The organism is Cupriavidus gilardii (assembly GCF_013347325.1).
Classification (GTDB): Bacteria; Pseudomonadota; Gammaproteobacteria; order Burkholderiales; family Burkholderiaceae; genus Cupriavidus; species Cupriavidus gilardii.
On sequence record NZ_CP054624.1, the window covers coordinates 1,869,831 to 1,894,549 of the forward strand.

The 24,719-nt window shown below is 68.0% G+C and carries 21 protein-coding genes and 2 pseudogenes; 6 read left to right on the forward strand and 17 right to left on the reverse strand.

Going from position 1 to position 24,719, the window contains the following annotated elements; genetic code table 11:
- Window positions 1-37: 37 nt before the first annotated feature.
- The 3 genes from FOB47_RS08460 to FOB47_RS08470 form a co-directional block, all read right to left on the reverse strand.
- Window positions 38-388: a hypothetical protein gene (locus tag FOB47_RS08460; protein ID WP_053823501.1), complete on the reverse strand. Its 351-nt coding sequence runs from the start codon at window positions 386-388 to the stop codon at window positions 38-40.
- Window positions 389-672: 284 nt separating this feature from the next.
- The gene (locus FOB47_RS08465) at window positions 673-1,974 is read right to left on the reverse strand and encodes a sensor histidine kinase (protein ID WP_174780592.1); all 1,302 of its coding nucleotides are present in this window, start codon (window positions 1,972-1,974) and stop codon (window positions 673-675) included.
- Window positions 1,971-2,714, reverse strand: a complete 744-nt coding sequence (locus FOB47_RS08470; protein WP_053823500.1) for a response regulator — start codon at window positions 2,712-2,714, stop codon at window positions 1,971-1,973. The genes FOB47_RS08465 and FOB47_RS08470 overlap by 4 nt, the downstream gene beginning before the upstream one ends.
- 226 nt (window positions 2,715-2,940) lie before the next feature.
- Between FOB47_RS08470 and FOB47_RS08475 the strand changes: the two are divergent.
- A pseudogene (locus tag FOB47_RS08475) lies at window positions 2,941-3,675 on the forward strand (cytochrome c biogenesis CcdA family protein); the annotation flags it as partial.
- Window positions 3,676-3,766: 91 nt separating this feature from the next.
- Here the strand turns inward: FOB47_RS08475 and FOB47_RS08480 are convergent.
- From FOB47_RS08480 to FOB47_RS08520, 9 genes are all read right to left on the reverse strand, one after another.
- Window positions 3,767-4,447, reverse strand: coding sequence for a DUF3299 domain-containing protein (locus tag FOB47_RS08480; protein ID WP_315904276.1), 681 nt, complete (start codon window positions 4,445-4,447; stop codon window positions 3,767-3,769).
- Between the two features lie 3 nt (window positions 4,448-4,450).
- Window positions 4,451-5,734 carry an ABC transporter permease gene (locus FOB47_RS08485; protein ID WP_174780594.1) on the reverse strand — a complete coding sequence of 428 codons (1,284 nt, stop codon included), beginning with the start codon at window positions 5,732-5,734 and terminating at the stop codon, window positions 4,451-4,453.
- Entirely contained in the window at window positions 5,731-6,459 is a 729-nt protein-coding gene (locus tag FOB47_RS08490) for an ABC transporter ATP-binding protein (RefSeq protein WP_174780595.1), read from the reverse strand. The genes FOB47_RS08485 and FOB47_RS08490 overlap by 4 nt, the downstream gene beginning before the upstream one ends.
- 5 nt (window positions 6,460-6,464) lie before the next feature.
- Window positions 6,465-7,022 carry a DUF2796 domain-containing protein gene (locus tag FOB47_RS08495; protein WP_174780596.1) on the reverse strand — a complete coding sequence of 186 codons (558 nt, stop codon included), beginning with the start codon at window positions 7,020-7,022 and terminating at the stop codon, window positions 6,465-6,467.
- A gap of 137 nt (window positions 7,023-7,159) precedes the next feature.
- Complete coding sequence (locus FOB47_RS08500) at window positions 7,160-8,248, reverse strand: alpha-hydroxy acid oxidase (RefSeq protein WP_174780597.1); 1,089 nt, start codon at window positions 8,246-8,248, stop codon at window positions 7,160-7,162.
- The gene (locus tag FOB47_RS08505; protein ID WP_053823494.1) at window positions 8,245-8,931 is read right to left on the reverse strand and encodes a Fe2+-dependent dioxygenase; all 687 of its coding nucleotides are present in this window, start codon (window positions 8,929-8,931) and stop codon (window positions 8,245-8,247) included. The genes FOB47_RS08500 and FOB47_RS08505 overlap by 4 nt, the downstream gene beginning before the upstream one ends.
- 102 nt (window positions 8,932-9,033) lie before the next feature.
- Complete coding sequence (locus FOB47_RS08510) at window positions 9,034-11,238, reverse strand: TonB-dependent receptor (protein ID WP_244959205.1); 2,205 nt, start codon at window positions 11,236-11,238, stop codon at window positions 9,034-9,036.
- Window positions 11,239-11,580: 342 nt separating this feature from the next.
- Window positions 11,581-12,954 carry an ATP-binding protein gene (locus tag FOB47_RS08515; protein ID WP_174780599.1) on the reverse strand — a complete coding sequence of 458 codons (1,374 nt, stop codon included), beginning with the start codon at window positions 12,952-12,954 and terminating at the stop codon, window positions 11,581-11,583.
- Window positions 12,951-13,688: a response regulator gene (locus FOB47_RS08520; RefSeq protein WP_174780600.1), complete on the reverse strand. Its 738-nt coding sequence runs from the start codon at window positions 13,686-13,688 to the stop codon at window positions 12,951-12,953. The genes FOB47_RS08515 and FOB47_RS08520 overlap by 4 nt, the downstream gene beginning before the upstream one ends.
- A 211-nt stretch (window positions 13,689-13,899) precedes the next feature.
- On the opposite strand from FOB47_RS08520, the pseudogene FOB47_RS08525 reads away from it, so the two are divergent.
- From FOB47_RS08525 to FOB47_RS08540, 4 genes and pseudogenes are all read left to right on the forward strand, one after another.
- Window positions 13,900-14,496: pseudogene (locus tag FOB47_RS08525) on the forward strand (GbsR/MarR family transcriptional regulator).
- Between the two features lie 6 nt (window positions 14,497-14,502).
- The gene (locus FOB47_RS08530) at window positions 14,503-15,882 is read left to right on the forward strand and encodes a cytochrome ubiquinol oxidase subunit I (RefSeq protein ID WP_174780601.1); all 1,380 of its coding nucleotides are present in this window, start codon (window positions 14,503-14,505) and stop codon (window positions 15,880-15,882) included.
- Window positions 15,879-16,901: a cytochrome d ubiquinol oxidase subunit II gene (locus tag FOB47_RS08535; protein WP_174780602.1), complete on the forward strand. Its 1,023-nt coding sequence runs from the start codon at window positions 15,879-15,881 to the stop codon at window positions 16,899-16,901. The genes FOB47_RS08530 and FOB47_RS08535 overlap by 4 nt, the downstream gene beginning before the upstream one ends.
- A gap of 88 nt (window positions 16,902-16,989) precedes the next feature.
- Entirely contained in the window at window positions 16,990-17,937 is a 948-nt protein-coding gene (locus tag FOB47_RS08540; RefSeq protein WP_174780603.1) for an oxygenase MpaB family protein, read from the forward strand.
- A gap of 283 nt (window positions 17,938-18,220) precedes the next feature.
- On the opposite strand, the gene FOB47_RS08545 is transcribed toward FOB47_RS08540, so the two are convergent.
- On the reverse strand, window positions 18,221-19,021 hold the full coding sequence (locus FOB47_RS08545) for a helix-turn-helix transcriptional regulator (protein WP_174780604.1): 801 nt from the start codon (window positions 19,019-19,021) through the stop codon (window positions 18,221-18,223).
- A gap of 67 nt (window positions 19,022-19,088) precedes the next feature.
- On the opposite strand from FOB47_RS08545, the gene FOB47_RS08550 reads away from it, so the two are divergent.
- Window positions 19,089-19,793, forward strand: a complete 705-nt coding sequence (locus FOB47_RS08550) for a class I SAM-dependent methyltransferase (RefSeq protein ID WP_174780605.1) — start codon at window positions 19,089-19,091, stop codon at window positions 19,791-19,793.
- Window positions 19,794-19,817: 24 nt separating this feature from the next.
- Here the strand turns inward: FOB47_RS08550 and FOB47_RS08555 are convergent, their stop codons facing one another.
- From FOB47_RS08555 to FOB47_RS08570, 4 genes are all read right to left on the reverse strand, one after another.
- Window positions 19,818-20,804: a Bug family tripartite tricarboxylate transporter substrate binding protein gene (locus FOB47_RS08555; RefSeq protein WP_053823486.1), complete on the reverse strand. Its 987-nt coding sequence runs from the start codon at window positions 20,802-20,804 to the stop codon at window positions 19,818-19,820.
- A gap of 223 nt (window positions 20,805-21,027) precedes the next feature.
- On the reverse strand, window positions 21,028-22,533 hold the full coding sequence (locus FOB47_RS08560) for an aldehyde dehydrogenase (protein WP_174780606.1): 1,506 nt from the start codon (window positions 22,531-22,533) through the stop codon (window positions 21,028-21,030).
- A complete protein-coding gene (locus FOB47_RS08565) occupies window positions 22,530-23,462 on the reverse strand; it encodes a DMT family transporter (protein ID WP_174780607.1) in 933 nt (310 codons plus the stop codon). Before FOB47_RS08565 ends, FOB47_RS08560 begins: the two co-directional genes overlap by 4 nt.
- Window positions 23,459-24,703: a Zn-dependent hydrolase gene (locus FOB47_RS08570; protein WP_174780608.1), complete on the reverse strand. Its 1,245-nt coding sequence runs from the start codon at window positions 24,701-24,703 to the stop codon at window positions 23,459-23,461. Before FOB47_RS08570 ends, FOB47_RS08565 begins: the two co-directional genes overlap by 4 nt.
- Window positions 24,704-24,719: the final 16 nt, after the last annotated feature.

Consider the following 24,719-nt stretch of genomic DNA (forward strand, 5'->3'; position numbering starts at 1 on the left):
GTTGCGTTCGATGATGATGATTTCGCTTGCCGGACGGTCAGGCGTAGGCGCCGTCCAGATACGGATCGACACTGCGCGCAGGTTCGGCCGAGACGCCGGTGCGGTCCTGTCCGGCCAGCGTACGGGCACCGTCGGTGTACAGGTCGAACTGACGGGCACCGTCGCTGTACGGGTCGGTCTGGCGCGCGCCGTCGCTATAGACGCTGCGCGGCTCCTGCGCCGAGCGGGCGCCGCTGCTGTACGGGTCGCGTGCATCGGCCACCGAACGGGCGCCTTCGGTGTACGGGTCCCGCGCACCGGGCTGGGCGAAGCCGGCGGCTTGCGCGCCGACGGCAGCGGCGGCGAGCGACAGGGCAAGAACAAGGCGCTTGGCGAATTGGGCGGTCATGATCGTTTCCTTTGAAAGAGAGATTGCGTTGCGGGTTGGTATCGCGCGGTCCGGATCGCTTCGTTGTCGTTCAGCGCCGGGCCACGGATGCCATTCAAGGCGACCGACGTATCGCGCCCGTAGCGGGCAAGGGTCGTTTTTGTCTGGGTGCGTATCGCCGCGGACGCGAGATACAAAGGCATACAAAGCGGGCAAAAAAAATCGGCCCCGAAGGGCCGATCGAAATGCCTGCGCTCTTGGTCGTTCCCGCGTTCGCGGGAGTGACGGGTGAGAAGGGCCAGGCGTCAGCCCAGCCTGACTTCGGCCGCCAGGCCGCCCCCCTCGCGATTGCGCAGCGTCAGCGTGCCGCCGATGGCGGCAGTCAGCTCGTGGGCGATCGCCAGGCCCAGGCCGGTACCGCCGGTTTCGCGGCTGCGGGACTGTTCCAGGCGTACGAAGGGCTTGAGCACGGCCTCGAGCTGGTCGTCGGGGATGCCGGTACCGCGATCGAGCACCTCGATGGCCACGCTGTCCCCGTCCCGGCGCACGCTCAATTCCGCCGCCCCGCCAAACTTCAGCGCGTTGTCGATCAGATTGGTCAGCACGCGCCGCAATGCATGCGGGCGCGTGACGATGGCCCCGCCGGCGTTCTGCAGCACCGTGACGGCCTTGCCGGTGTCCTGGTAATCGTAGGCCAGGCTCTCGACAAATGAGCCCAGGTCGAGCCGCGACGGCTTCTCGCCGTCTCCATGCGCGCTGCGGGCATACGCCAGCCCTTCCTGGACCAGCGTCTGGATCTCGGACAGGTCGTTCAGCATCTTGCGCTTGTCGTCCGAATCATCGGCCATCTCGGCACGCAGCTTCATCCGCGTGATCGGCGTCTGCAGATCATGCGAGATCGCGGCGAGAATCTGCACCCGTTCCTCGACAAAGCGGGCGATGCGGCCGCGCATCGCGTTGAACGCGCGCGCGGCGCGGGCCAATTCCGTGGGGCCGGTCTCATCGAGCGGCGCCGGCTGGGTGTTCGGATCGAGGGCGTCGGCGGCATCGGCCAGCGCGACCAGCGGCCGGATCGCCAGCCGCACGGCGAACCAGCAGCACAGGATCAGCAACAGCAACTGCAGGACCAGCACATAAGGCAGCCATTGCGCGATCGGCGTCATGCGCGGATGCACGTCGATGGTCAACGGGCTGCCGTCGCTCAGCGTCAGATGGGCCTGCACGCGCTTGCCGTCGCCGGGAATCGATTCCACCCGCACCGGAAAGCGGCCTCCGCTTGCTTCGGTGATCCGCTCGGCGATATCCCTGCCGCACGCGGTCATCTCGGGCACGCCCGGCAGCCCGGTGCCAAGGATGTACTGATAGTTGCCGCGATTGACGCGGGGCAGCCACTGGGGCCGCTCCGCCGCCGGCACCCGGTCGAGGATCGCGATCGACGTCGCGACATCGGTCTCCAGCGTGCCGAGCATCACCTGCCGCGCCGACATATAGCGCTCGGAAAACAGCACGGCGAACGACAGGCCGTGGGCGACCACCAGGCCGGCAAGCAGGATCAGGAAAAGCCGCGATCGCAGCGTGCGCGGCCACGCCCAGCGGGGCGCGCTCACTGCCGGGCCTCGCGGATCTCCACCGGCGAGGCAAAGACATAGCCCTCGCTGCGCACCGTCTTGATATAGCTCGGCTCGCGCGCATCGTCGTTCAGGCGCTGGCGCAGCCGGCTGACCAGCAGGTCGATCGAGCGCTCGAACATCTCGGCCTCCCGGCCCTGCGTCAGATTGAGCAACTGGTCGCGATTGAGCACGCGCTGCGGATGGTCGACGAACACGCGCAGCAGCCGGTATTCCGCGCCGCTCAACGCGACGATCGTGCCCTCGGCGTCGATCAGGTGGCGCGCGGTGGTATCGAGCTGCCACGTGCCGAAGGCGAGGATCTGTCCGGCCTCGGTGATCTGCAGATTGGGCGGCAGCATGCGGGTACGGCGCAGCACCGCCTTGATGCGGGCCAGCAGCTCGCGTGCGGCGAACGGCTTGGCGAGGTAATCGTCGGCGCCCATTTCGAGGCCGACGATGCGGTCGGTCTCGTCGTCGCGCGCGGTCAGCATCAGCACCGGCGTGGCCTTGTGCTTGCCGGCGCGCAGCTCGCGGCATAGCACCAGGCCGTCGTCGCCCGGCAGCATCACGTCGAGCACGATCAGGTCGACCGTGTTGGCGTCCAGGAAGGCACGCATATGGCGGCCGTCGGGCGCCACGGTCACGCGCAGACCGTTCTTGGTCAGATACGTCGAGACCAGTTCCCGGATTTCCCGGTCGTCATCGACGATGAGGATATGGTCGACGTGAGCGTCCATTGTTGTCACCAGCAGATTGAAGGAGAGCGAGCTGTGCGCGACCGGCGTGCCGCCATGCCTGCCGCCCCGGCATTGTATGGGGACGGCAAATCCGCGTGTATCGCAATGTATCCGGCCGGCGTGGCCTCACACTGCGGTACAAACTCGCCGCTTCACGACACATCGCAGCGACGCGGGCCGGGTCTGATCGAGGGCAAGCCAACCCCTTTTTCCTGGAGATACGATCATGACCCTGCTGATTCTCGCCTACCTTGGCGGCGCCCTGACCATCCTCAGTCCCTGCATCCTGCCGGTGCTGCCGTTTGTGCTGAGCCGGTCCGGACAGCCCTTTCTGCGCGGCACGCTGCCGATGCTGGCCGGCATGGCACTGACCTTTGCCGCCGTGGTGTCGCTGGCGTCGGCCGGCGGCGCCTGGGTCGTTCAGGCCAACGAATACGGACGCATCGCCGCGCTGGTACTGCTGGCGGTCTTCGGGCTGGCGCTGCTGCTGCCCCGGCTGGCGGATGCGCTGGCGCATCCGCTGGTTGCGCTCGGCAACCGCCTGGCCGACGGCAGTGGCGCTGGCAGCGGCAGGGGTGGTGGTGGCAGTGCCGGCACCATATGGGGCTCGCTGGGCCTTGGCGCCGCCACCGGCATGCTGTGGGCCCCGTGCGCGGGGCCGATCCTCGGGCTGGTACTGACCGGCGCCGCGCTGAACGGCGCCAGCGTATCGACGTCGCTGGCGTTGCTGGCCTACGCCGCCGGGGCCGCGACCTTGCTGGCCGCGGCGCTGGGCATCGGCGGCCGCGTGCTGGCGGCAATGAAGCGTTCGATGGGCGCCACCGAATGGCTGCGCCGCGTGCTGGGCCTGGCCGTGCTGGGCGGCGTGCTGGCAATCGGCACCGGGGCGGACACGGGCTTGCTCGCCCGCCTGTCCACCAACGGGCCGGCGTGGCTGGAACAGGTGTTGGTCGATGCGGTCGGGCTGCCGGCCGGTGCGCACTAGCGCTTGGCCGGGGAACGAGGCCCAGCGGCGCCCAACGAGGTCCGCCCCTTGGGCGATCGACCTCCGATCAGGGCCGCTCGCGCCTCGGTTCCAGGTACGGCTCCACCCGCGCGTCGCGCATCGCGTAGCCGCTGTCGCCCATTGCCGTCTCGGCGCGCTCGACGCGCAGCAGGCCCTCGATCCACACGGTGTCCATCGTGCGGATACCCTGCAGCGGCGCCTTCGCCTGGACGTGGACGACCTGATTGGCGGGCGGTGGCGGCACGTGGATGCAGGCGCCGAAGTACGGCACCAGCAGGAATTCGCGGATCGCCTCGCCCTCGCCGCCCAGCGACACCACAAAGCCGGGCAGGCGCACCGGCGAACCATCGAGGGAAGGTTCGACCGGCGCTTCCTGCCAGTATTGTTTGGCCTTCTCCAGCGCTGCCTGCGCCCGGGGATCGCCATCTTCCATCTGTGCCAGATCGAGGCCCTTCAGCGGCGCCAACGGGTCCCAGCCCTTTGGCAGCAGGGCGTCCCATTCGATTTCGCGATAGGTCGTGGGCGCGGGCGTCGTGGGCGCCGACTCGCGCTGCAGCGTTTCGCCGATCGCGTATTTGCGCTGCGCCGCAGACGGCGGCCCGGCCGAATCGCCGCGGCCGCGGATCCACCAGAGCCCCGCGGCGCTCAGGCCCGCCACCCCCGCCACGCCGCCTGCCGCGAGCAGCCACTTGCGGCGCCGCGTGTTGCCAGGCGTTTGCCTTGTCATCTTTTATGTCCTCGGATTGAGCCCGTCCGCCAGGCTCAGGCGGTAGGCCCGCCATGCCGGCAGCAGGCTTGCTGCAAACCCGGCCACGACCAGCGCGGCCAGCAGCGGCAATTCCGCCAGGCTGGGCCACGATACCGGCAGCGCCACGCCCAGGCGCGCCTCGAGCCAACCGGCCAGCAGCGCGCTGCTCAGCGACAGCAGCGCCACGCCCGCGGCGACGCCGGCCAACATCAGCATCATGCCCTCGATGGCGAGCAATGCCAGGATATCGCGCGGCCGCGCCCCGGCCGCCCGCAGGATCGCCAGCTCGCGCCGCCGCTCGCCCAGCGCGGCCAGGATCGACGAGGCCAGTCCGGCCAGTCCGATCACCGCGACCATCGCCGACACGGCGCGCAGCGCATTGCCGGCGATATCGACGAGGTCCCACAGCGCGTCGAGCGCCACACCGGGCAGCACCGCCATCAATGGCTCGCGCGTGTCCTGGGCGATCTCCCGCTGCAGCGCGAAGACGCGCGAGCGCAGCTTCAGGCCGACCAGCACCGCGGTGACGCTGTCGGGCGTCAGATCGAAGCGGCGCAGGTGTTCCGGAGCGATCGCCGCGCCGGGCACCCGTGTGCCGCCCTGGAAATCGAGATGGATCGCCTGCATCGCCTCCAGGCCGATATGGATGGTGCGATCGACCGGCGTTCCGGTTGGCGCCAGGATACCGACCACGGTAAAGGGCTTGTCCTCGTGCTCGAGACGCAGCGCGCCCGGGGCCGCCGCATCGCCATGGGTCAGCACGATCTTTTCTCCGATGCGATAGCCCAGCCGACGGGCAACCTCGGCGCCGAGCACCGCGTCGAACATGCCATCGAGGCGGTCGTCGAAGGGCCGGCCCTGCGCGACCCGCAACGCGCGGCCGTCGCCATGGCGGAAATGCTCGAAATACCCGGCCGTGGTCGCCAGCACCGGAAAGCCGCGATGCGAATCGCCAAGTGAAAGCGGGATCGTCCATGCGACCTGCGGGTGGGCGGCAAGGCGTTGCACGCTGTCCCAACCGATGTTGTTGGTCGCGCCGCCGAGCCGGAAGACCGCGTACAGCACCAGCTGGATCGGACTGGTGCGGGCGCCGACGATCAGGTCCGTGCCCGACACCGACTGCGCGAAGCTCGCGCGCACCTGATGCCGGACCCGCTCGATGCCGAGCAGCAGCGCGGTCGACAAGGCGATCGCGATCACCATCCAGACCAGGTTGGCGCGGCGGTTCCAGGCGCTGCGCGCGGCGATCGACATCAGCGCGATCATGCCGGCTCCCCTTCGCGCGCCGCCGGCATCGCGAAGCACCGGTCGAAGCCGGACGCCAGCCGGTCATCGTGGCTGACCATCACCAGCCCCGCGCCGGACGCGCGACACTCTCGCTGCAGCAGCGTCATGAAGGCGGCCTGCCGGGCGGCATCCAGGGACGACGTGGGCTCGTCGGCCAGGATCAGCGCGGGCCGGCCCAGCAGCGCGCGCGCCGCGGCGACGCGCTGCTGCTGCCCCACCGACAGCTGTGCGGCGGGACGCCGCCACAAGCGGGCCGGCATATCGAGCCGTTCCAGCAGCATGCCGGCCGCCTCGGTCGCGCCACCGGCCTGCTCGCGGGCGCGCGCTTCGCGGCTCGCGGAGAAGCGGCACGGCAGCAGCACGTTGTCGAGCACGGACAGATAGGGCAGCAGGTTCAGCTGCTGAAAGACGATGCCGATGTGGTCGGCGCGAAAGCGGTCGCGTCCAGCCGCCGGCAGCGCCGCCAGGTCGATTCCGGCGACGCGGATGATGCCCTGGCGTGGCGACACCACCCCGGCCAGCAGCGACAGCAGCGTGGTCTTGCCGCTGCCGCTGGGGCCGGACACGAACAGATGCTCACCGTGGGCCAGTTCGAAGGCAGGCAGCGACAGCGCGCCGCCTTCGCGCCCCGGCCAGCGAAAGACCACGTTCTCGGCCACCACAAGCGGCTCGCCGTGCTGCGCGTGCGCGATCGCTTCAGCCATGGCCATCACCAGCGCAGGCGCGGCTGTGCCGGCGTCAGCGTCGCGCCCGACTGACGCGTCTCGGCGGCAAGCTGGGCGGCAATCCGGCTGACGCCTGGAAACAGGCGGAACACGCGCACCTCGAGCGAGCGCAGTGCCTCGGGCCGCGCGCAGCGGAAGCGGTAATCCGCATCGAGATCCGCATGCTGGTGCCCCGCCTGCGGCTGTCCGCGTGGGGCTTCCCCCTCGCCGGTCAGGCCGTGATGCAGCTTGCCGAAATGAACCTGCGCGGCCTCGAGGCGACAGTCGGCCTCGGGAGAAGGCCGGAACAACGCCGCGCCGTCGCGCAGGGTCGCGGTTGCCTGACGGACCTTCGCCCGCTCGGCGTCGGTGCGCGGCAGGCGCTCGAAGCCGAACACATTGTCCAGCGGCGATGCCAGCGCGATCGACAGCACCGGCCCTTCCACCGCGACATCGAGCGTGGCCTGCCCATGAACATGCGGCCCGGCGGCGTGCGCATGGCCGGCCAAGGTCGTCGCGACGAGCGCGATGGCGGACAACAAGCGCGGGAGTAGCGAATACACGTGTCGATCGTCCTTCTGCGAAACCCGTCCATCGGCCGGGTGGGAGAAATGCGTGCACGCGTTGGGCTGCGTACACCGATCGATTAATGATAACTTATTATCAGTAGAGTTCCCGTGCCGGCCCCCGCCTCGCACCATTAGCGCGGCGCCAGCACGGATGCATCGATCGCGTCCAGCGTGGCCCGGCCCGTCAGCGCCATCGCGACTTCGAGCTCGGCCTGCAGCAACGTCAGCATATGCGCGACGCCCGGCATGCCGCCCACCGCCAGGGCATGGAGCACCGGTTGACCGACCATCACCGCCGTCGCGCCCAGGGCGATCGCCTTGACGATATCCGTGCCGCGCCGAATGCCGCCATCCAGCAGCAGGGGCACCCTGCCCCGGACTTGCGCGGCGATGGCCGGAAGGCAATCGATCGTCGCCGGCACCGTGTCCAGCGTACGGCCGCCATGGTTCGAGACGACGATGCCGGCAACCCCGGCGCTCAGGGCCGGCTCGACATCCCGCGGGTTGAGCAGACCCTTGACCAGCACCGGCAGCGAGGTCTGCCGGCACAGCGCCTCGATGTCCCGCCATGTCGGCGCGCTCTTCAGCATGCCGCGGAAGACGGGGCTGCCGTTGCTGGCGTTGACCGGTTCGGCCAGCGCATAGCCCGCCAGATTGACGGCCCCGACATCGTCCGGCAGGCAGAAGCCCGCGCGCTGCTCGATATTGCGGATGCCGCTGACGACGGCATCGATGGTCACGACGATGGCCCTGTATCCGGCCTGTTCGGCCCGGCGCACCAGATCGCCCGTATCCTGCGGCCGCGGCTGGAAATACAGCTGGAACCACAGCGGCACCGTCGAGGCCCGCGCAATCGCCTCGAGCGTGACGCTGGCCTGCGTGCTGACCGTCATCCACGTGCGCGTCAGCGATGCGGCCTGCACCGTCGCCAGTTCGCCGTCCGGATGCACCAGCCGATGGAAGGCCGTCGGCGCGATCAGGATCGGGTAGTCGAGCGCCTCGCCGAACAGCGTTCGCCGTGCCGAGGCGTGCGACATGTCGACCAGCGCGCTCGGCATCAGCCGCAGCCGCTCGAACGCGGCGCCGTTCTCGTGCTGCGTGATGCCGTCGGCGGCGGCGCCCGCGACATAGGCGCGCACGCCCGGCTCCACCCGTTCGTGGAAGCGCCGCTCGTAATCGCGCAGCGAGACGGTATCCGCGGGGATCTGCCAGCGCGTCACAGCTCGGCCCAGCGCCGCAGCAGGTTGTGATAGTGATTGACGAGGGCCAGCACCGCGTCCTTGTCATCGCCCAGCTGCTTGCGGATCTCGATGATCGCGAGATCGAGCTCGTACAGCATGCGCCGCTGGCCGTCGTCCTTGACCATCGACTGCGCCCAGAAGAACGAAGCCCAGCGCGTCCCGCTGGTGACCGGCGTGACCGCGTGCAACGACGAGGCGGGATAGACGACCAGATGGCCAGCCGGCAGCTTGACGGTGTGCGAACCGTAGAGGTCCTGGATCACCAGCTCGCCGCCTTCGTACTCATCGGGATCGGACAGGAACAGCGTGCTGGAGACATCCGCGCGAATGCGCATGCCGCCCGTTCCCGGAACGGTGCGGATCGCGTTGTCCACGTGCGTGCCGAAGTTCATCGCGCTGTCGTAGCGATTGAACATCGGCGGCATCACGCGCAGCGGCAGCGCGGCCGAATGATAGGTGGGGTTGCGGCCCAATGCGGTCAACACCAGCTCGCCCAGCTCGCGCGCCTCGGCGCTGTCGACCGGAATCTGCAGGTTGTGCTTCGATTGCGCCGCCAGGTCGCCGGCGGTCACGCGTCCATCGACCCATTGCGAGCGCTCGAGGCGTTGCCGGCAGTACCGGATTTCTTCGGGGGTCAGGACGTCGGGGATCTGGACCAGCATGGCAGCGTTGGCGGGAGGAAAGGCGGTGCGGCGGAAGCCCCGATTCTAGCGGCTTCCCGGAAAGCCGAAGGGGCCGCAGACAGCCGGCCCCTTCGTCTCCGCTTAGAACGTCATGCCGACGTTCAGCAGGAACGTCCTGCGCGAGGTGGGCACCGCGCGCACGGCGCCGAACGAGGACTGATAGTTCAGATGGTCCGTCAGGTTGTAGCCGTTCAGCGAGATCCGGTACTTGCCGACCTTGTACGCGATCATCGCGTCCAGCGAGAAGTTGTCCGGCATCTTCGCGGTGTTCGCCGAATCGGCCCAATAACCGGTGGCGTACTGCAGGCCGCCGCCGATGGTCAGCTTGCCCGGCACGGGAAGCAGCGTGTGCGGGATGTCATAGGCGGTCCACAGCGTGACGTTGTGGCGCGACACGCCCGGCGCCGCATTGCCGACGATGGCGCCGTTGGTGGCCGAGGTCACCTCGCCGCTCAGGTAGGCATAGGCGACATTGGCGGTCCAGCCGCCGACGATGCGGCCGCTCAAGCCCACCTCGACGCCGCGGATCTTGCGGCCCTCGCCCGAATCGGAGAAGCCGTTGGTGATGTCGCCGGTCACCGGATCGACCGTGTAGGCGTTGGCCTTCTTCGTCTGGAAGATCGCGCCGGTCAGGCCCAGACGCTTGTCGAGGAAGTCCACCTTGGCACCGACCTCGATGGTGTCCGAACGCTCGGGCTCGTTGCCGACGCCGTTCTGCGGCACTTCCGAAGCCACGCCGCCGACCGCCACCGCGATATCGGTGCCCACCGGGCGGTAGGTGCGCGAGAACGACGTGTAGAACATCGCGTCCCTGGTCGGCTCCCAGATCGCGCTGATCGACGGGCTCAGCTTCTTCGAGTCCGCCTTGCCGCCCAGCGTCGAGGCGCTGGTCGAGAATTCGCTCTGGAAGTAGTCCCAGCGCAGGCTGCCCAGCAGCGAGAACTTGTCGTTGAGCCAGACGCGGTCGTTCATGAACACGCCGACATTGGTCGCATTGGCGTCGCGCGTGTTGCCGTACGCGACCGTCGCGTTCGGGCTGTTGTCGAACACCGGATTGACGACGGTCTGGTTGTTGTTGCGGCCGGTCCACGTGCCCAGGCTGCGATGGTCGCGCTGGTAGATCGTGTCGAGGCCGACCATCGCCTTGTGGCGCAGGCTGCCGGTCATGAACTCGCCACGGGCGCTCAGCACGTTCTGGACACCCCAGCCGCGCTGCAGATAGGTCATGCCGCCGCCGGCGCCGTATGACAGCGCGACGTTCTGCCCGGCCAGCAGCCGCTGCAGGTTGGCGGCATTGATGCCGGCGGGATTGGTCGCCGAGAAGTCGCGCTCGTAGTAGCTGAAGCGGGTGTCGTTGCTGATCGTGATGCCGTTGTCGAGCTTCGTCTTGAAGTTGGACGACACCACGTGCGCATCGGTCCGGTCGCGGTCGGTATTGCGCACGTACGAGGTCGACGACGAGATGCCCGGCACGCCGTACTCGGTCAGCGGACGGTAGATGCCATCGGCGCCCTGCGCGACGGGCACGCCGAAGTCCGGCGCGCCGGTGCGGCGCAGGTACGAATAGTTCAGGTGCCATTCGGTGCTGGTACCCAGGCCCGTGCCGAAATCGATCGCCAGGCCGCGGCGGTCGTCGCCGACGTGGGCGCGGTCGGCCACGCGGCCGTTCTGGAACATGCCGTTGATGCGTAGCGCCGACGTGTCGTTCAGGCGGAAGTTGCTGTCGACGGTGGTGCGGTAGGTGTCTTCGGTGGCAAAGCCCTGATCGATGCTGGTGCTGGTATGCAGGTTCGCCTTCTTGGTGGTCTGGTTGATCAGGCCACCGACGTTGCCGACGCCGAAGCTTTCGCCGGACGGTCCCTTGATCACCTCGACGCTTTCCGTATTGAATGCATCGCGCTTGTAGGCGCCGAAATCGCGCAGACCGTCGACATAGATGTCGCCCTTGGCGGACAGGCCGCGAATGCGGAACTGATCGCCGTTCTGGCCGCCGTTGCCCTCGCCGGTCGAGATCGTGATGCCGGGCACGTTCTTCAGGATCTGTTCGAGCGAAGTGGCGTGCTGCTGCTCGATGACCTCCTGCGGCACCACGTTGATCGTCTTCGGCGTTTCCCGAACCGTTTCCGGCAGGCGCGAGATGCCAAGCGGCGCGTCATTGGTGTTCTGGATCGCGTCGCCGGAGACCGTCACCTGGGGCAGCACGTTGCCGCCGGTGCCGGCGCGTCGGCCGGCCGCGTCCTCACCAGCGCCCGCCTGCGCGTGGGCGGCGAGCGGGATCGTCGACACCGAAATCACCAGACCCGCGGATGCGCCTGAAACCAACAGACGGATGGCGTTCGCTATTTTTCTTTGCTGCACGGAGGACTCCAGAGAAGGACAACGGACATGACGCTGCCGAGCCTCCGCTGGAAACCATGCGCACCCTCCCCGTCAAAGAGGTGAACACTGCATTTCGGCGCTGCCGCAACGGCAGGCATTCAGCAACAATCAAAATGCGAATCATTACCATTTGATGTTGCCGGCGTTTGTTGATTTGTGGCGAACGATGGCGGCACGGACGAATTGACACAATTCGCCACAATTGGCCCCTGGCGGGCCCGAGGGCGGGCGCCCCTGGTGACTGCCGCCTCAGTTCGGCAGCTCGATCAAGGCCCGCAGGCCGCCTTCGGCACGGTTGTGCAGCGTGACGTCGCCGCCGTGGGCGCGGATGCACGAACGGGCGATGGCCAGGCCCAGGCCAAGCCCGCCGGTATCGGCGCTGCGCGCGGAGTCAAGCCGCGTGAACGGCTCGAACACCCGCTCCAGATGCTCGGGGTCGATGCCCGGCCCCTTGTCGTCGACCTCGATGCGAAGCGTGTGCCCGATCTTGTCGGCCACCACGCGAATGCCGACCTCGCCGTAGCGCGCGGCATTGTCGATGATGTTGCTCAGCCCGCGCTTCAGATGGACGGGGCGGCAACGATAGAACAGGCCCGGATCGGGCCGCGTTACGCAGCGCACCGCGCGCCCCTGGATCGTCTGCTGATCGACGATTTCCTGGATCAGTTCATCGAAGCGGACGTCCTGGGTCGGCTCCTGCAGCGCATCGTCGCGCGCGAACTGCAGCGCGCCTTCGACCATCACGCTCATGTCGTCCAGCGTCTTGACCATCGCGTCGCGCAGCTCGCCGTCATCGATCAGCTCGGCCCGGATCCGCAGCGAGGTCAGCGGCGTGCGCAAGTCATGCCCGATGGCCGCGAACATCTGGGTCCGCCCGTTGACGAAGCGAGCCAGGCTCTCCTGCATGTCGTTGAATGCGCGGGTAATCTCGCGCACGCCGCTGAGCCCGTCCGGTGCGGGCAGGATGACCCGCTCGCCGCGGCTGACGCGCTTCGAGGCCTCGGTCAGCAACCGCAGCGGACGCATAATCCGCCGCCCGAACAGCAGCGCGATCAGTGCCGTCGGCAGCATGCCGACCAGCAGCGAGAAACTGAGCACGCGCGACCAGTGTGCCGGCACCATCGTCGGCCAGTGCCGGCTGCGCAGCCAGCGTCCATTGGGCAGCTGGACCTCGACGTCCAGCGCCAGCGCGTGGGTTCTGCTGAACGCCTGTTCCAGCCAGTTGCCGCCGCGTTGGCCGCCCCGCTCGGGTTCGGCCTGCTGCAGGCGCACGTGGACCGGTACGTTGTCCGCCACGTCGAGCAGGCCGCGCAGGCGCTGCGCGATCGCCCGCTCCTGCTCGCCCATCCCGTACGGGTCCGGCAAGGCGTGCGCGGCCAGGCCGAACGTCGAATCCGGCAGGCTGATGTCCGCGAGCAAGGCATCGGCATCGGCGGATCGGCTGGCCAGCCGGTAGGCCGAAAGGATCCGCGTCTCGATGGTCCGCACCGACAACGGATGCAGCGTGACATTGTCGGCGCGCCACCACGACAGCGCGACCACGGCGAACACATGGGCGGCCAGCATCGCCAGCAGCCACAGGGCCACGAGCTGGCCCGACAGGCTGCGCGGGAACCATTTCATGAGGGCAGCACCGACACCTTGGTCGCCAGCAGATAGCCGTCGCCGCGCACCGTCTTCAGCATGCCGGGATGCCGCGGATCGGGTTCGAGCTTCTTGCGCAGGCGGCTGACCTGACTGTCGATGCTGCGGTCGAACGTCATCGTGCCCGAGCGCTGCGTCATGTCGAGCAGCTGGCTGCGGCTCAGCACGCGGTTGGCGTTCTCGACCAGCGCCCGCAGCAGATGAAATTCGGCGGTGCTGAGCGGGACCTCCTCGTCGCTGGGATTGCGCAGCGCCCGCGTCCTCGTATCGAAGGTCCAGCCGCAGAACGTGAAACGGTATTCCCGGGGCGCGGGCGCATCGCTCGCGTCGCGCGCCTCCGGCACGCGGTTGCGTCGCAGCACGCTGCGGATGCGAGCCACCAGCTCGCGCGGATCGAAGGGCTTGACCACATAGTCCGCCGCGCCGATCTCCAGACCGGCGATCCGGTCGGCCTGCTCCGTCATCGCGGTCAACAGGATCACCGGCGTTCCCACATGCTCGGACACGTAACGGCACAGCGACAGCCCGTCCTCGCCGGGCAGCATGATGTCCAGGATGATCAGGCTGTAACGGCGCGCTTCGAGCCGCTGGCGCATCGCCTTGCCGTCGGCCACGGCCTCTACGTCAAAATCGAAGCGCCTGATGTAAGTCGACAAGGGATCACGTATGTCCTTGTGATCGTCGACGATCAGGATGCTGGGACGGGGGTCCATTGTGCTCACACTGCTATCAATAAACGAGAATCGTTATCGCATTTTACCGTGAGGTGGCCTGGCGGCTCGGCAACCGGCCGGGGCACCCGGCTGCGGCACGCGGTTCGGCAACGACTGCGACACCCGGTCGCACTCCCGCGGCCTCGCTTGCCCAGCATCGACGTTCCGTTCTAAACTTTCAGAAATTACTGAAAATTCAAAACATACAAACATGCAACTGTCGCCCCTGGTCCAGCGCTTCGTTCTGCATTTCGGCGAAATGGGAAGCCGCTGGGGCATCAACCGCACCGTCGGCCAGATCTACGCGCTGCTGTTTACCGCGGCGCGCCCGCTCAATGCCGACGAGATTGCCGAGTCGCTCGGTTTCTCACGCTCCAACGTCAGCATCGGGCTGAAGGAACTGGAGTCGTGGAACCTGGTACGGCTTTCGCACCAGCCGGGCGACCGGCGCGAGTACTTCTCGGCCCCGGACGATGTCTGGGCCATTTTCCGGACCCTGGCCGAAGAACGCCGCCGCCGGTAGATCGACCCGACTTTGTCGATGTTGCGGGAAGTTCAGCTCGAAACGCCGTCCGATCCCGACGACAAGCATGCCCAGCGGCGCATGCAGGAGATGTACGAGCTGATCCTGCTGGTGACGGGCTGGTTCAACGATATGCAAAAGCTTGATATCGCCACTTTGGAAAAATTGATGCGACTGGGCTCCCGCGTGACTAAGCTGCTGGAAGTGAAGGACAAGCTATCCGGGGCCGTCGGCGGCAAACCCGCCGAAGGCAAGCGCAAGCCGGCTCGCACCAAGAAGGAGTAGTGCCCCATGTTGTCGTCGCTCGACCCGATCCTGCTGGCGCGGATCCAGTTCGCCGCCAATATCACCTTCCACATCCTGTTCCCCACCATCAGCATCGCGCTCGGCTGGGTGCTGCTGTTCTTCAAGCTGCGCTACGGCAAGACGGGCGACGAACGCTGGATGGCGGCCTACCGCTTCTGGGTCAAGGTGTTCGCGCTGACCTTCGCGCTGGGCGTGGTCAGCGGCATCACGATGAGCTTTCAGTTCGGCACCAACTGGCCGGGCTATATGGAGACGGTCGGCAACATCGCCGGACCGCTGCTCGCCTACGAGGTGCTGACCGCGTTCTTCCTGGAAGCGACCTTCCTCGGCATCATGCTGTTCGGCATGCGCCGGGTCAGCAATCGCACTCATACCATCGCCACGCTGCTGGTCGCCGGCGGCACCACGCTGTCGGCGTTCTGGATCCTGGCGCTGAACTCGTGGATGCAGACGCCCGCCGGCTTCGAGATGATCGACGGCAAGGCCCACGTGGTCAGCTGGCTGCAGGTGATCTTCAACCCATCGTTCCCGTTCCGCCTGACCCATATGCTGATCGCCTCGGGCCTGACGGTGTCGTTCCTGCTGGCCGGCATCTCGGCCTACCGCTGGCTGCGCAACGACCGCTCGCCCGAGGTCCGCTCGACCATGCGCACCGGCGTGATGGTCGCGGCGGTGCTGATCCCGCTGCAGATCGTCGTCGGCGACCTGCATGGCCTCAATACGCTGGAACACCAGCCGGCCAAGATCGCGGCGATGGAAGGCATCTGGACCACGGGCACCAGCGTCCCGGCCGTGCTGTTCGGCTGGCCCAATGCGGTGACCCAGAGCACCGACTGGGAAATCTCGATCCCGAAGCTGGCGTCCTTCTACCTGACCCACACCTTCGACGGCGAGGTCAAGGGCATCGACGCGTTCCCCGGCAAGCATCCGCCCGTGGCGCCGGTGTTCTTCGCCTTCCGCATCATGGTCGGCGTCGGCATGCTGATGCTGCTGGTCTCCTGGCTGGCGGCCTGGCAGTTCAAGCGGCGCGGCGAGCCGTCCAGGGGCGTGGCCCGCATGCTGCTGGCAATGACCTTCTCCGGCTGGGTCGCGCTGGTCGCCGGCTGGTATGTCACCGAGATCGGCCGCCAGCCCTACCTGGTCTACGGCGTGCTGACCACCGCGGAGGCTGCCTCGAAGGTGCCGGCTACGATGGTCGGCTCGACCCTGCTGATGTACCTGTCGCTGTACCTGCTGCTGATCGCGGCCTATGTCTCGGTGGTGTTCTATCTGGCCCGCCGCGCCGGCACCGATCCGGCCATCGACGAGCCGGAAATCGAAACCCCTCAACCCGTCATCGGCGGCAAGCCACGGAGCGCGCAATGACCGACCTGTCCCAACCCGCCGGCTGGATGCCGCTGGTCTTCCTGGCCCTGATGGGGCTGTCGATGCTGATCTACGTGATCCTGGACGGCTACGATCTCGGCGTCGGCGTGCTGCTGCGGCGCGCCGACGATGCCGACAAGGACACGATGATCGCGTCGATCGGACCCTTCTGGGATGCCAACGAAACGTGGCTCGTGCTCGGCGTCGGCCTGCTGCTGACGGCCTTCCCGATGGCGCACGGCGTGATCCTGACCAATCTGTACCTGCCGGTCGCGCTGATGCTGGCCGGCCTGATCCTGCGCGGCGTGGCCTTCGACTTCCGCGTCAAGGCGCGCGCCCACCACAAGCCGTGGTGGAACTGGGCCTTCTACGGTGGCTCGCTGCTGGCCTCGTTTTCGCAGGGGCTGATGCTCGGCCTCTATATCACCGGCTTCGAGTACGGCTGGCTCGACCTGCTGTTCGCGGTGGTGGTCGGCCTGTGCCTGGTCGCGGGCTACTGCCTGCTCGGCGCCAGCTGGCTGATCATGAAGACCACCGGCAGCCTGCAGGCGCGGGCAATCTACTGGGCCCGGCGCAGCCTGTGGCTGACCGGCGTGGGCGTGGCCGCCATCTCGGTGGTGACGCCACTGGTCAGCGAGCGGATCTTCGACAAGTGGTTCTCGCTGCCGAACATCATCCTGCTGGCGCCGATTCCGCTGATCACGATCGCGCTGTTCGTGGTGATCGACCGGCTGCTGCGGCGGATGGGCCCGCTGCAGAGGGCGGGGAACGACCGCCTGGCCTGGGTACCCTTCGTCGGCACCGCGGTGATCTTCCTGATGGCGTTCAACGGCCTGGCCTATAGCCTGTTCCCCTACCTGGTAGTCGACCAGCTCGACATCTGGCAGGCCGCCAGCGCGCCGGAATCGCTGGCGGTGATCCTGATCGGCGCGGTCATCGTGCTGCCCACCATCCTCGGCTACACGATCTACGCGTATCGCGTGTTCTGGGGCAAGGCCACCGACCTTCGTTACTATTAGGCTGATTCAGGAGGCTGATTTTCAGGCTGATTCAGGCCGATTCAGGCGAGTTGGCCTTTCACCGAAGGCGGTACGAGATCAGGCAGGCATGAAGGGCAGTGAAGGAAGCAGGCAAGGGCTGAACGCCGCGGCAACGCGCCCGGGCGGTGTGGTCCGCCGCGTGCGCGAACAGGCCGGCGCGCATGTTCGCGCGCTGACCCGCAGCAACTCCGGCCTGACGCTGGACTACGACAATCCCCCCGGCGATCCGGGCCTGTTCGGGCCCGATGCGGTCTGCTGGCGCGTGCATGGCGACTTTCCCGCGATGCTGGCCGGCGGCGTCAGCGCGCTGCTGATGCAGACGATGCACCCGCTGGCGCTGGCCGGGGTCTGGGATCACTCCAGCTTCCGTACCGACATGCAGGGGCGGTTGGGCCGCACGGCCCAGTTCATTGCCGGCACCACCTATGGCAACCGCGCCGACGCGATGCGCCTGATCGAACGGGTGCGCCGCATCCACACTGGCGTCACCGGCACCGCGCCCGACGGCCGCGCCTATGCGGCCAGCGATCCCGAACTGCTGACCTGGGTCCACGTGGCCGAGGTCTCCAGCTTCCTCGCCGCCTATCTGCGCTATGTCCGTCCGCTGTCCGCCGCCGAGCAGGATCGCTATTACGACGAGGTGGCGCTGGTCGCCGAACTGCTGGGCGCCACCGAAGTGCCGCGTTCGCGCGACCAGATCGCGGCGTACCTGCGGAAGATGCGACCGCAATTGCTGGTGACCGAGCGGACCCATGAGGTCGTGCGGCTGGTGATGCAGATGCCGGTGGCCAATCCGCTGCTGGTGCCCGCGGTACGGATCATGGCCGATGCCGGCATCGCGCTGCTGCCGCACTGGGTGCGGCGCGAGCTCGGGCTGGCGGGCGCCAGCGCCAGCGCGCTGCGGCGCCCGCTGTCGCTGGCCGGCATGCGGGTATTGGCGCCCACGCTGCGCTGGTCGCTCGGCGGCGGGCTGGCAGCGCGTGCCCGCCGGCGGGCCACTGCGGCGCCGCGCTAGACAAGTGCTGATCGGCTCAGGCGCCCAGCTCCACGGCCGGCGTCGAGCGGGCCTGCCGCATCCCTGCTGCGGCGCGACGCCCTGCCCGCTTGCGGGCCCAGAGCGCCACGCCCGTTACGCACAGCATCGCCACCACCAGCCCCATCGCCGAAATCAGCAGATGGCGGCGGCAAGGCCGAACCAGCGGTGCAGCCGGACAAGAAGAGCGCGCATGGGTCAACGGAGGGACATGGTTCCTCTGACATTGACGAATCACGGCGCGGCATCGGAACCGGGGACGCGTTCAGTCGGCCTGCGCGCTTGCCTTGACGGTGACCGGCGCATACCCGTACTGACGGGAAAAGGCGCGCGAAAACGCGGCGGCGCTGCCGAATCCGGCTCGGCTGGCGACCGCCTTGACGCTGTGTCCCATGGCGAGCTGGGCCCTGCCGAACGCCAGGCGCCACGAAGTCAGATAATCGGCCGGCGTGGTGCCGACCGTCCGGGCGAACTGCGCGACGAAATGGCTGCGCGACATGCCGGCGATACGAGCCAGATCGTCGGTGCGCCACGGCCGCGCTGGCTCGTCATGCATGGCGACCAGGCATGGATGGAGCCTGGGGTGCGCCAGGCCGGCCAGCAGGCCCGCATTGACGGTGCCCATCGCGATCGCACGGCGCAGCGCGAGCACCACGATGATTTCGCAAAGCCGGTCCTTGACGGTCGGACTGCCGCATCTGCAGTCCTCGACCTCGGCGACGAACAGCTCCGCCAGGCCCCGCATCCCCGGGCGCTCGGCCAGCGGGAACACCAGTTCGTCCGGCAAGGCCCCGACCAGGGGATTGGCGGCGCCGCCGAAATCCACGGCCGCCGCGGCCAGAACCGCGCCACCGGCATGGCAAGGCGTTCCGCCCGAGGCACGGAACACGAGATGCGTGGGAACGCCGATACCGCCGTCGGGATCGTCGGCATCGCCGATGACATACAGCATGGCGAGCGCCCCACCTCTCCCCGCATCGGCGCTCGCGACGGCCCGCAGGCCGAACGCCCGCAGGAAGGCAGCCAACCGATCATGTTTTGCTTCGCGCACCGGCATTTCGATCATCTCTTTGTCCGAAAGGATGATCGATCTTATGCCAGACTTGGCCGATCGCAATACAGGAACAAGAACGATGACTGCCGACACCGCCGCCAAATTCGATCCCTTGCGCGCTGCCGAATACGAGAAACAGAGCCGGATCGCGCTCGCCGGCTACGACGCCTGCCATGAACTGGCCGCCTGCATGCTGACCGCCGCGCTTGGCCCCGGGTCGAGCGCCACCGTGCTGGTGGCGGGCGCCGGCGGTACCGGCAACGAGATCGTGGTCGCTGGCGCGCTCGAGCCGAACTGGCGCTTCGTCGCGGTCGATCCCTCGCAGCCGATGCTGGAGCTCTCGCTGGCCCGAATCCGCGAGGCCGGCCTGTTGGGGCGTACCGAGCCGGTGCTTGGCGTGGTCGCCGACCTGCCGGACGAGGTCCGCTTCGACGCCGCGACGCTGGTCGGGGTGCTGCACCACTTGCCGGGCGACGCCGCCAAGCAGGCGATTCTCCGCGACATTGCCCAGCGCCTGAAGCCGGGCGCGCCGCTGGTCCTTGCCGGCAACCGCTACACCTATGCGTCGCGGCCGGTGCTGATGGCCGCGTGGGCGCAGCGCTGGCGCATGAATGGCGCCAGCGAGGAAGAGGTCCGCATCAAGCAGGGCAAGATCCTGCAGGGCGCGGATCCGCCGGAATCCGACGAGGCCGTCGCCACCTTGCTGACCGATGCCGGCTTCGAGAAGCCCGAGCCGTTCTTCTCGAGCCTGTTTTGGGGAGCCTGGATGGCGCGACGCGCCTGAAGCCGCTGGCGGCAACGCGGTGCCTTACTGCAGCGTCAGCCCCGACTGCCTGACCAGCTTCTCGGTACGCGGAATCTCCGCATCGACCATCGCGCGGAAATCGGCCACGCTGCCGCCGCGCGGCTCGGCGCCCGTCGCGGCCAGCTTGTCGCGGAAGGCAGGGTCCAGCAGATGCCGGTTGATCGAGGCATTGAGCTTGCCCACGATGTCCGCCGGCGTTCCCTTGGGCGCGACGATGCCGTACCACGGCGCGATGTCATAGCCGGGATAGCCCTGCTCCGCGATGGTCGGCACATCGGGCGCCATCGCCGAGCGTTTGGCGTTCGACACGCCGAGCGCCCGGAGTTTCCCGGCCTTGACGTAGGGCAGCCCCGTCATGATGGTGTCGAAGTACATCGACACCTGACCCGACAGCAGGGCCGGAATCGCTTCCCCCGCGCCCTTGTACGGCACATGCACGATGTCGATGCCGGCCATCGCCTTGAGCATTTCGCCGGCCATGTGCGAGGTGGTGCCCGCGCCGAACGACGCATAGGTCAGCTTGCCCGGATTGGCCTTGGCGTAGGCCACCATGTCGGACAGCGTGCTGAACGGCAGCGACGGATGCGACAGCAGGATATTCGGCGTATAGGCCACCACCGCCACCTTCTCGAAGGCATCCGGGTCGTAGCTCAACTTCTTGTAGAGAAAGCGGTTGGTCACCATCGAGGCGGGGCCCGACATCAGCAGCGTATAGCCGTCGCCCGGCGCGCGGGCCACCGCTTCGCTGCCGATCATCGCGGCGGCTCCCGGCTTGTTCTCGATCACGAAGCTCTGGCCGTACTCTCTGGCCAGGGCCTGACCCAGCTGGCGCGTGATCAGGTCGGTAGCGGCACCGGGGTTGAACGGCACCACAATCTTGACCGGCTGCCTGGGCCATGCAGAATCGGCATGGCTCCACGACGATGCGGCAAGGATGGCCGGCGCGGCGACGGCAAGGCAAGCGCGAAGAAGACGGGAACGTAGTGGCATCGACAGACCTTTTTGAGCGAAGGGGATGCGCCGGCGCAGCGGCTGGCGACGCGCAGTCCATCGCAACTGCCGTGCCCGCGGAAAACCGTGCGAAATACGCCGAAAACCACCGGATGCGGACGCACGTCTCCCGCCGGCGCCATCGGCATGACGCCAGTCCCCTTGTTGCAACACGGTGCACCAATCCGGTCGATGCGGGCTCACCGCCCAGGGGCAATCGCCACTACGTCAGGCTGATCCAGGTCGTCTTCAGGTCGGTGTACTTGTCGAGCGCATGCAGAGATTTGTCTCGCCCCGAGCCCGACTGCTTGACGCCGCCGAACGGCACCGTGATATCGCCGTCCATATAGCAGTTGACCCAAACCAGCCCCGCCCGCAGCTGGCGCGACACGCGATGCGCGCGGGCCAGGTTGGCCGTCCACAGGCCGGAGCCGAGACCATAGGGCGAATCGTTGGCCATGCGCAGCGCCTCTTCCTCGGTGTCGAACACGGTGACCGCCAGCACCGGCCCGAAAATTTCCTCGCGCACGATCGACAGCGATTGCGCCGGACACTCGAAGATCGTCGGCTGCAGGAAGTAGCCGCCGGTTTCCGCCCGTACGCGTTGGCCGCCCAGCCTCAACCGTGCCCCTTCGCGCTGGCCCGCCGCCACATACGACATCACGCGATCGAGCTGGCGCGCATCGACGATCGCGCCCATCGCGGACGCCGGGTCGAGCGGATCGCCGGGCTGCATGTTGGCGGCGCAGGCCTCGAGCTTCGTCATGAACGCGTCGTAGATGCCGCGCTGCACGTAGAGACGCGAGCCGGCGATGCAGATCTCGCCCTGGTTGTTGAAGATGCCGATCGCGGCGGCCTGCGCCGCGCGGTCCAGGTCCGGGCAATCGTCGAAGACGATGTGCGGCGACTTGCCGCCGCATTCGAGCCAGACCCGCTTCAGGTTCGACTGGCCCGCATACTCCATGAAGCGCTTGCCTGTGGCGGTCGAGCCGGTAAACGCAATGCAATCCACGTCGGGATGCCGGCCCAGTGCCTGCCCCGCCTGGGCGCCCAGTCCCGGCACCACGTTGAACACGCCGGCCGGAATGCCGGCCTCCTCGGCGAGTGCGGCCAGGCGCAGCGCGCTCAGGGGCGACTGCTCGGCGGGCTTGAGCACCACGCTGTTGCCGGCGGCCAGCGCGGGCGCGACCTTCCAGCTTGCCATCAGCAGCGGATAGTTCCACGGCACCACGGCCGCGACCACGCCCAGCGGCTCGCGCGTGATGGTGGCCAGCACGTTGGCATCGGTCGGCGCGATCTCGTCGTAGATCTTGTCGATCGCTTCGGCGTACCACGCGTAGGTGCGCGCCGATTCGGGGATGTCGTACAGCAACGTGTCGGCAATCGGCTTGCCCATGTCCAGCGTTTCGAGCAGCGCCAGTTCCTCGCGATGCGCATCGATCAGCGCCGCCAGCCGCAGCAGCGTGGCCTTGCGCTCGCGCCGCGGCATGGCGGCCCAGGCGCCCTGCTCGAAGGCCCTGCGGGCCGCGGCGACCGCGCGGTCCACATCGGCGTCGCCGCATGCCGCCACCTTCGCCAGCACGTTGCCGGTGGCCGGATCGACGCTGTCGAAGGTGGCGCCATCGGCGGCGTCGGTCCATCGGCCGTCGATATAGGCCTGTCCGCGCAGGTTCGGGACGATCGACTGCGCGCGTTGGCGCCAACAAGCCGGGTCGTGAAGCTCGCTCATGAAGGTTGCCTCGAATCAATTGAGGAAGGAGAAACCGCCGCTGCCGCGGGTCGCCCCGGCAGCGTCAATGACAGCCCGGCGGCGACGATCAGCGCAATGCCGCCCATTGCCATCGCATCCGGCCAGCGGCCGAACCACCAGGCGCTGTAGACCAGCGCGAGCAGCAGATGGCAATAGTTCAGCGGCGCCAGCGTGGAAGCCGGGGCCCGCTGCAGCGCCAGGATCAGCAGCACCTGGGCCAGCGCGCTCATGAAGCCCATGGCGAGGATCGTCAGCCAGTCGACCAGGTCCGGCCACACCGCCGGCAGGAAGAACGGCGCCGGCAAGCCGGTGGCGATCATGCAGATGATCGCCGCGAAGCCGTACTGCACCGTCGCATCGACCTTGCCGGCCATGCGCCGGGTCAGCAGTTGCAGCAGCGCGTAGCCGAGCATCGCCGCCACCATCAGCGCCGTGCCGATCCACGACAACTGGCCGCCGGGGCGCACGATCAACAGCATGCCGGCGAATCCCGTTGCCACCGCCAGCCACTGACGCGCGCCGACGCGCTCGGCCAGCAACCACGGCGACAGCGCCACCACGACCAGCGGCGCCATGAAATAGATCGCCGTCGCTTCTGCCAGCGGCATCCACAGCAGCGCGGTCATGAAGCAGGTACCCATGACCGCCAGCATCAGGCCCCGCAACACCAGCAAGCCGCGATGGGGCGTGCGCCAGAAGCGCAGGCGGCCCGCGTTCGCCAGCATCGCGATGGCAACGGTGCAGGTGGCCGCATAACGCACCGCATTGAGGAAGGGCGCCGGATAACGCCCCACCAGGTGCTTGGCGGTCGCATCGACGGTGGCGAACAACATCACCACGCACAGGAACAGCAGGCCCCCGCGCCACCAGCCGGCGCCGTTGCCGGGGACCGGCGCGGCGGCGCTCACGTGCCCGCCCGCGCCACCATCGCGCCGAGCAGCACGTTGGCTCCCGCCTCCAGATGCTCCGGCCTGGCGTCCTCGATCTCGTTGTGGCTGATGCCGTCCTTGCAGGGCACGAAGATCATCGCCGTCGGCGCGACGCTGGCCATGTAGACCGCGTCATGGCCAGCGCCGGTGACGATGTCCTGATGGCGATAGCCACGCGCCTCGGCTTCGTTGCGCACGTCGGCGATCAGCTCCGCGGCGAACGGCGTCGGCGGGAAATACTGCACGTCACGCACATCGACCTCCAGTGCCGTGCCCGTGGTGGTACCGGCGGCCAGCGACGCGCAAGCCGCGCGAAAGCGCGCATCCATCTCGGCCAGCCGGGCCGCATCCTCGTGGCGCAGGTCCACCGTGAACGTCACGGCGCCGGGAATCACGTTGCGCGAGGCCGGATGGGCATGGACCACGCCGACGGTGCCGCGGCCGTGCGGCGCGAAATCGTTGGCGATGCGCACGACTTCCTGCATCAGGAAGGTGGCGCCATACAGCGCATCGCGCCGCAGCGGCATCGGCGTGGGGCCGGCATGGGCTTCCATGCCGGTCACCGTCACGTCGTACCAGCGCAGGCCCAGCGAGCCGGTTACCACGCCGATCACGTTGTCCGCGGCCTCGAGGATCGGGCCTTGCTCGATATGCGCCTCGAAATAGGCGCCGACCCTGCGGCCTCCGACCTCGGCGCTGCCGGCATAGCCGATCGCCCGCAATTCGTCCTCGACCCGCTTGCCGTCGCGGTCGGTAGCGTCCAGCGCCGTCTGCAACGGGAAGATGCCGGCGAACACGCCGGAGCCCATCATCACCGGCACGAAGCGCGTGCCTTCCTCGTTGGTCCAGATCGCCACCTCGAGCGGGGCCTCGGTCTGGATGCCGCGATCGTTGAGCGTGCATATCACCTCCAGCCCGGCCAGCACGCCGAAACACCCGTCGAACTTGCCGCCGGTCGGCTGCGTGTCGATATGGCTGCCGGTCATCACCGGTGGCAGCGCGTCGTTGCGGCCTGCGCGTCGGCCAAAGATATTGCCGACCTTGTCTACCGTCACGGTCAGGCCGGCCTCGCGCATCCAGCCGGTCACCAGGTCGCGCCCCTGACCGTCCAGCTCGGTCAGCGCCAGCCGCGCGTTGCCTCCCCTGGGCGTCGCGCCGATGCGCGCCAGCGCCATCAGCGAATCCCACAGCCGCTGGCCGTCGATCTTCAGTGTCGTCATCGTGTTCTCCTCGGGA

Coding starts and splice junctions, on each gene's coding strand:
- FOB47_RS08550 (WP_174780605.1), top strand. CDS start 19,089: ATGACTGCCGACACCGCCGCCAAATTCGATCCCTTGCGCGCTGCCGAA.
- FOB47_RS08540 (WP_174780603.1), top strand. CDS start 16,990: ATGAAGGGCAGTGAAGGAAGCAGGCAAGGGCTGAACGCCGCGGCAACG.
- FOB47_RS08570 (WP_174780608.1), bottom strand. CDS start 24,703: ATGACGACACTGAAGATCGACGGCCAGCGGCTGTGGGATTCGCTGATG.
- FOB47_RS08460 (WP_053823501.1), bottom strand. CDS start 388: ATGACCGCCCAATTCGCCAAGCGCCTTGTTCTTGCCCTGTCGCTCGCC.
- FOB47_RS08485 (WP_174780594.1), bottom strand. CDS start 5,734: ATGATCGCGCTGATGTCGATCGCCGCGCGCAGCGCCTGGAACCGCCGC.
- FOB47_RS08520 (WP_174780600.1), bottom strand. CDS start 13,688: ATGGACCCCCGTCCCAGCATCCTGATCGTCGACGATCACAAGGACATA.
- FOB47_RS08515 (WP_174780599.1), bottom strand. CDS start 12,954: ATGAAATGGTTCCCGCGCAGCCTGTCGGGCCAGCTCGTGGCCCTGTGG.
- FOB47_RS08560 (WP_174780606.1), bottom strand. CDS start 22,533: ATGAGCGAGCTTCACGACCCGGCTTGTTGGCGCCAACGCGCGCAGTCG.
- FOB47_RS08545 (WP_174780604.1), bottom strand. CDS start 19,021: ATGATCGAAATGCCGGTGCGCGAAGCAAAACATGATCGGTTGGCTGCC.
- FOB47_RS08555 (WP_053823486.1), bottom strand. CDS start 20,804: ATGCCACTACGTTCCCGTCTTCTTCGCGCTTGCCTTGCCGTCGCCGCG.
- FOB47_RS08480 (WP_315904276.1), bottom strand. CDS start 4,447: ATGACAAGGCAAACGCCTGGCAACACGCGGCGCCGCAAGTGGCTGCTC.
- FOB47_RS08530 (WP_174780601.1), top strand. CDS start 14,503: ATGTTGTCGTCGCTCGACCCGATCCTGCTGGCGCGGATCCAGTTCGCC.
- FOB47_RS08535 (WP_174780602.1), top strand. CDS start 15,879: ATGACCGACCTGTCCCAACCCGCCGGCTGGATGCCGCTGGTCTTCCTG.
- FOB47_RS08470 (WP_053823500.1), bottom strand. CDS start 2,714: ATGGACGCTCACGTCGACCATATCCTCATCGTCGATGACGACCGGGAA.
- FOB47_RS08490 (WP_174780595.1), bottom strand. CDS start 6,459: ATGGCTGAAGCGATCGCGCACGCGCAGCACGGCGAGCCGCTTGTGGTG.
- FOB47_RS08505 (WP_053823494.1), bottom strand. CDS start 8,931: ATGCTGGTCCAGATCCCCGACGTCCTGACCCCCGAAGAAATCCGGTAC.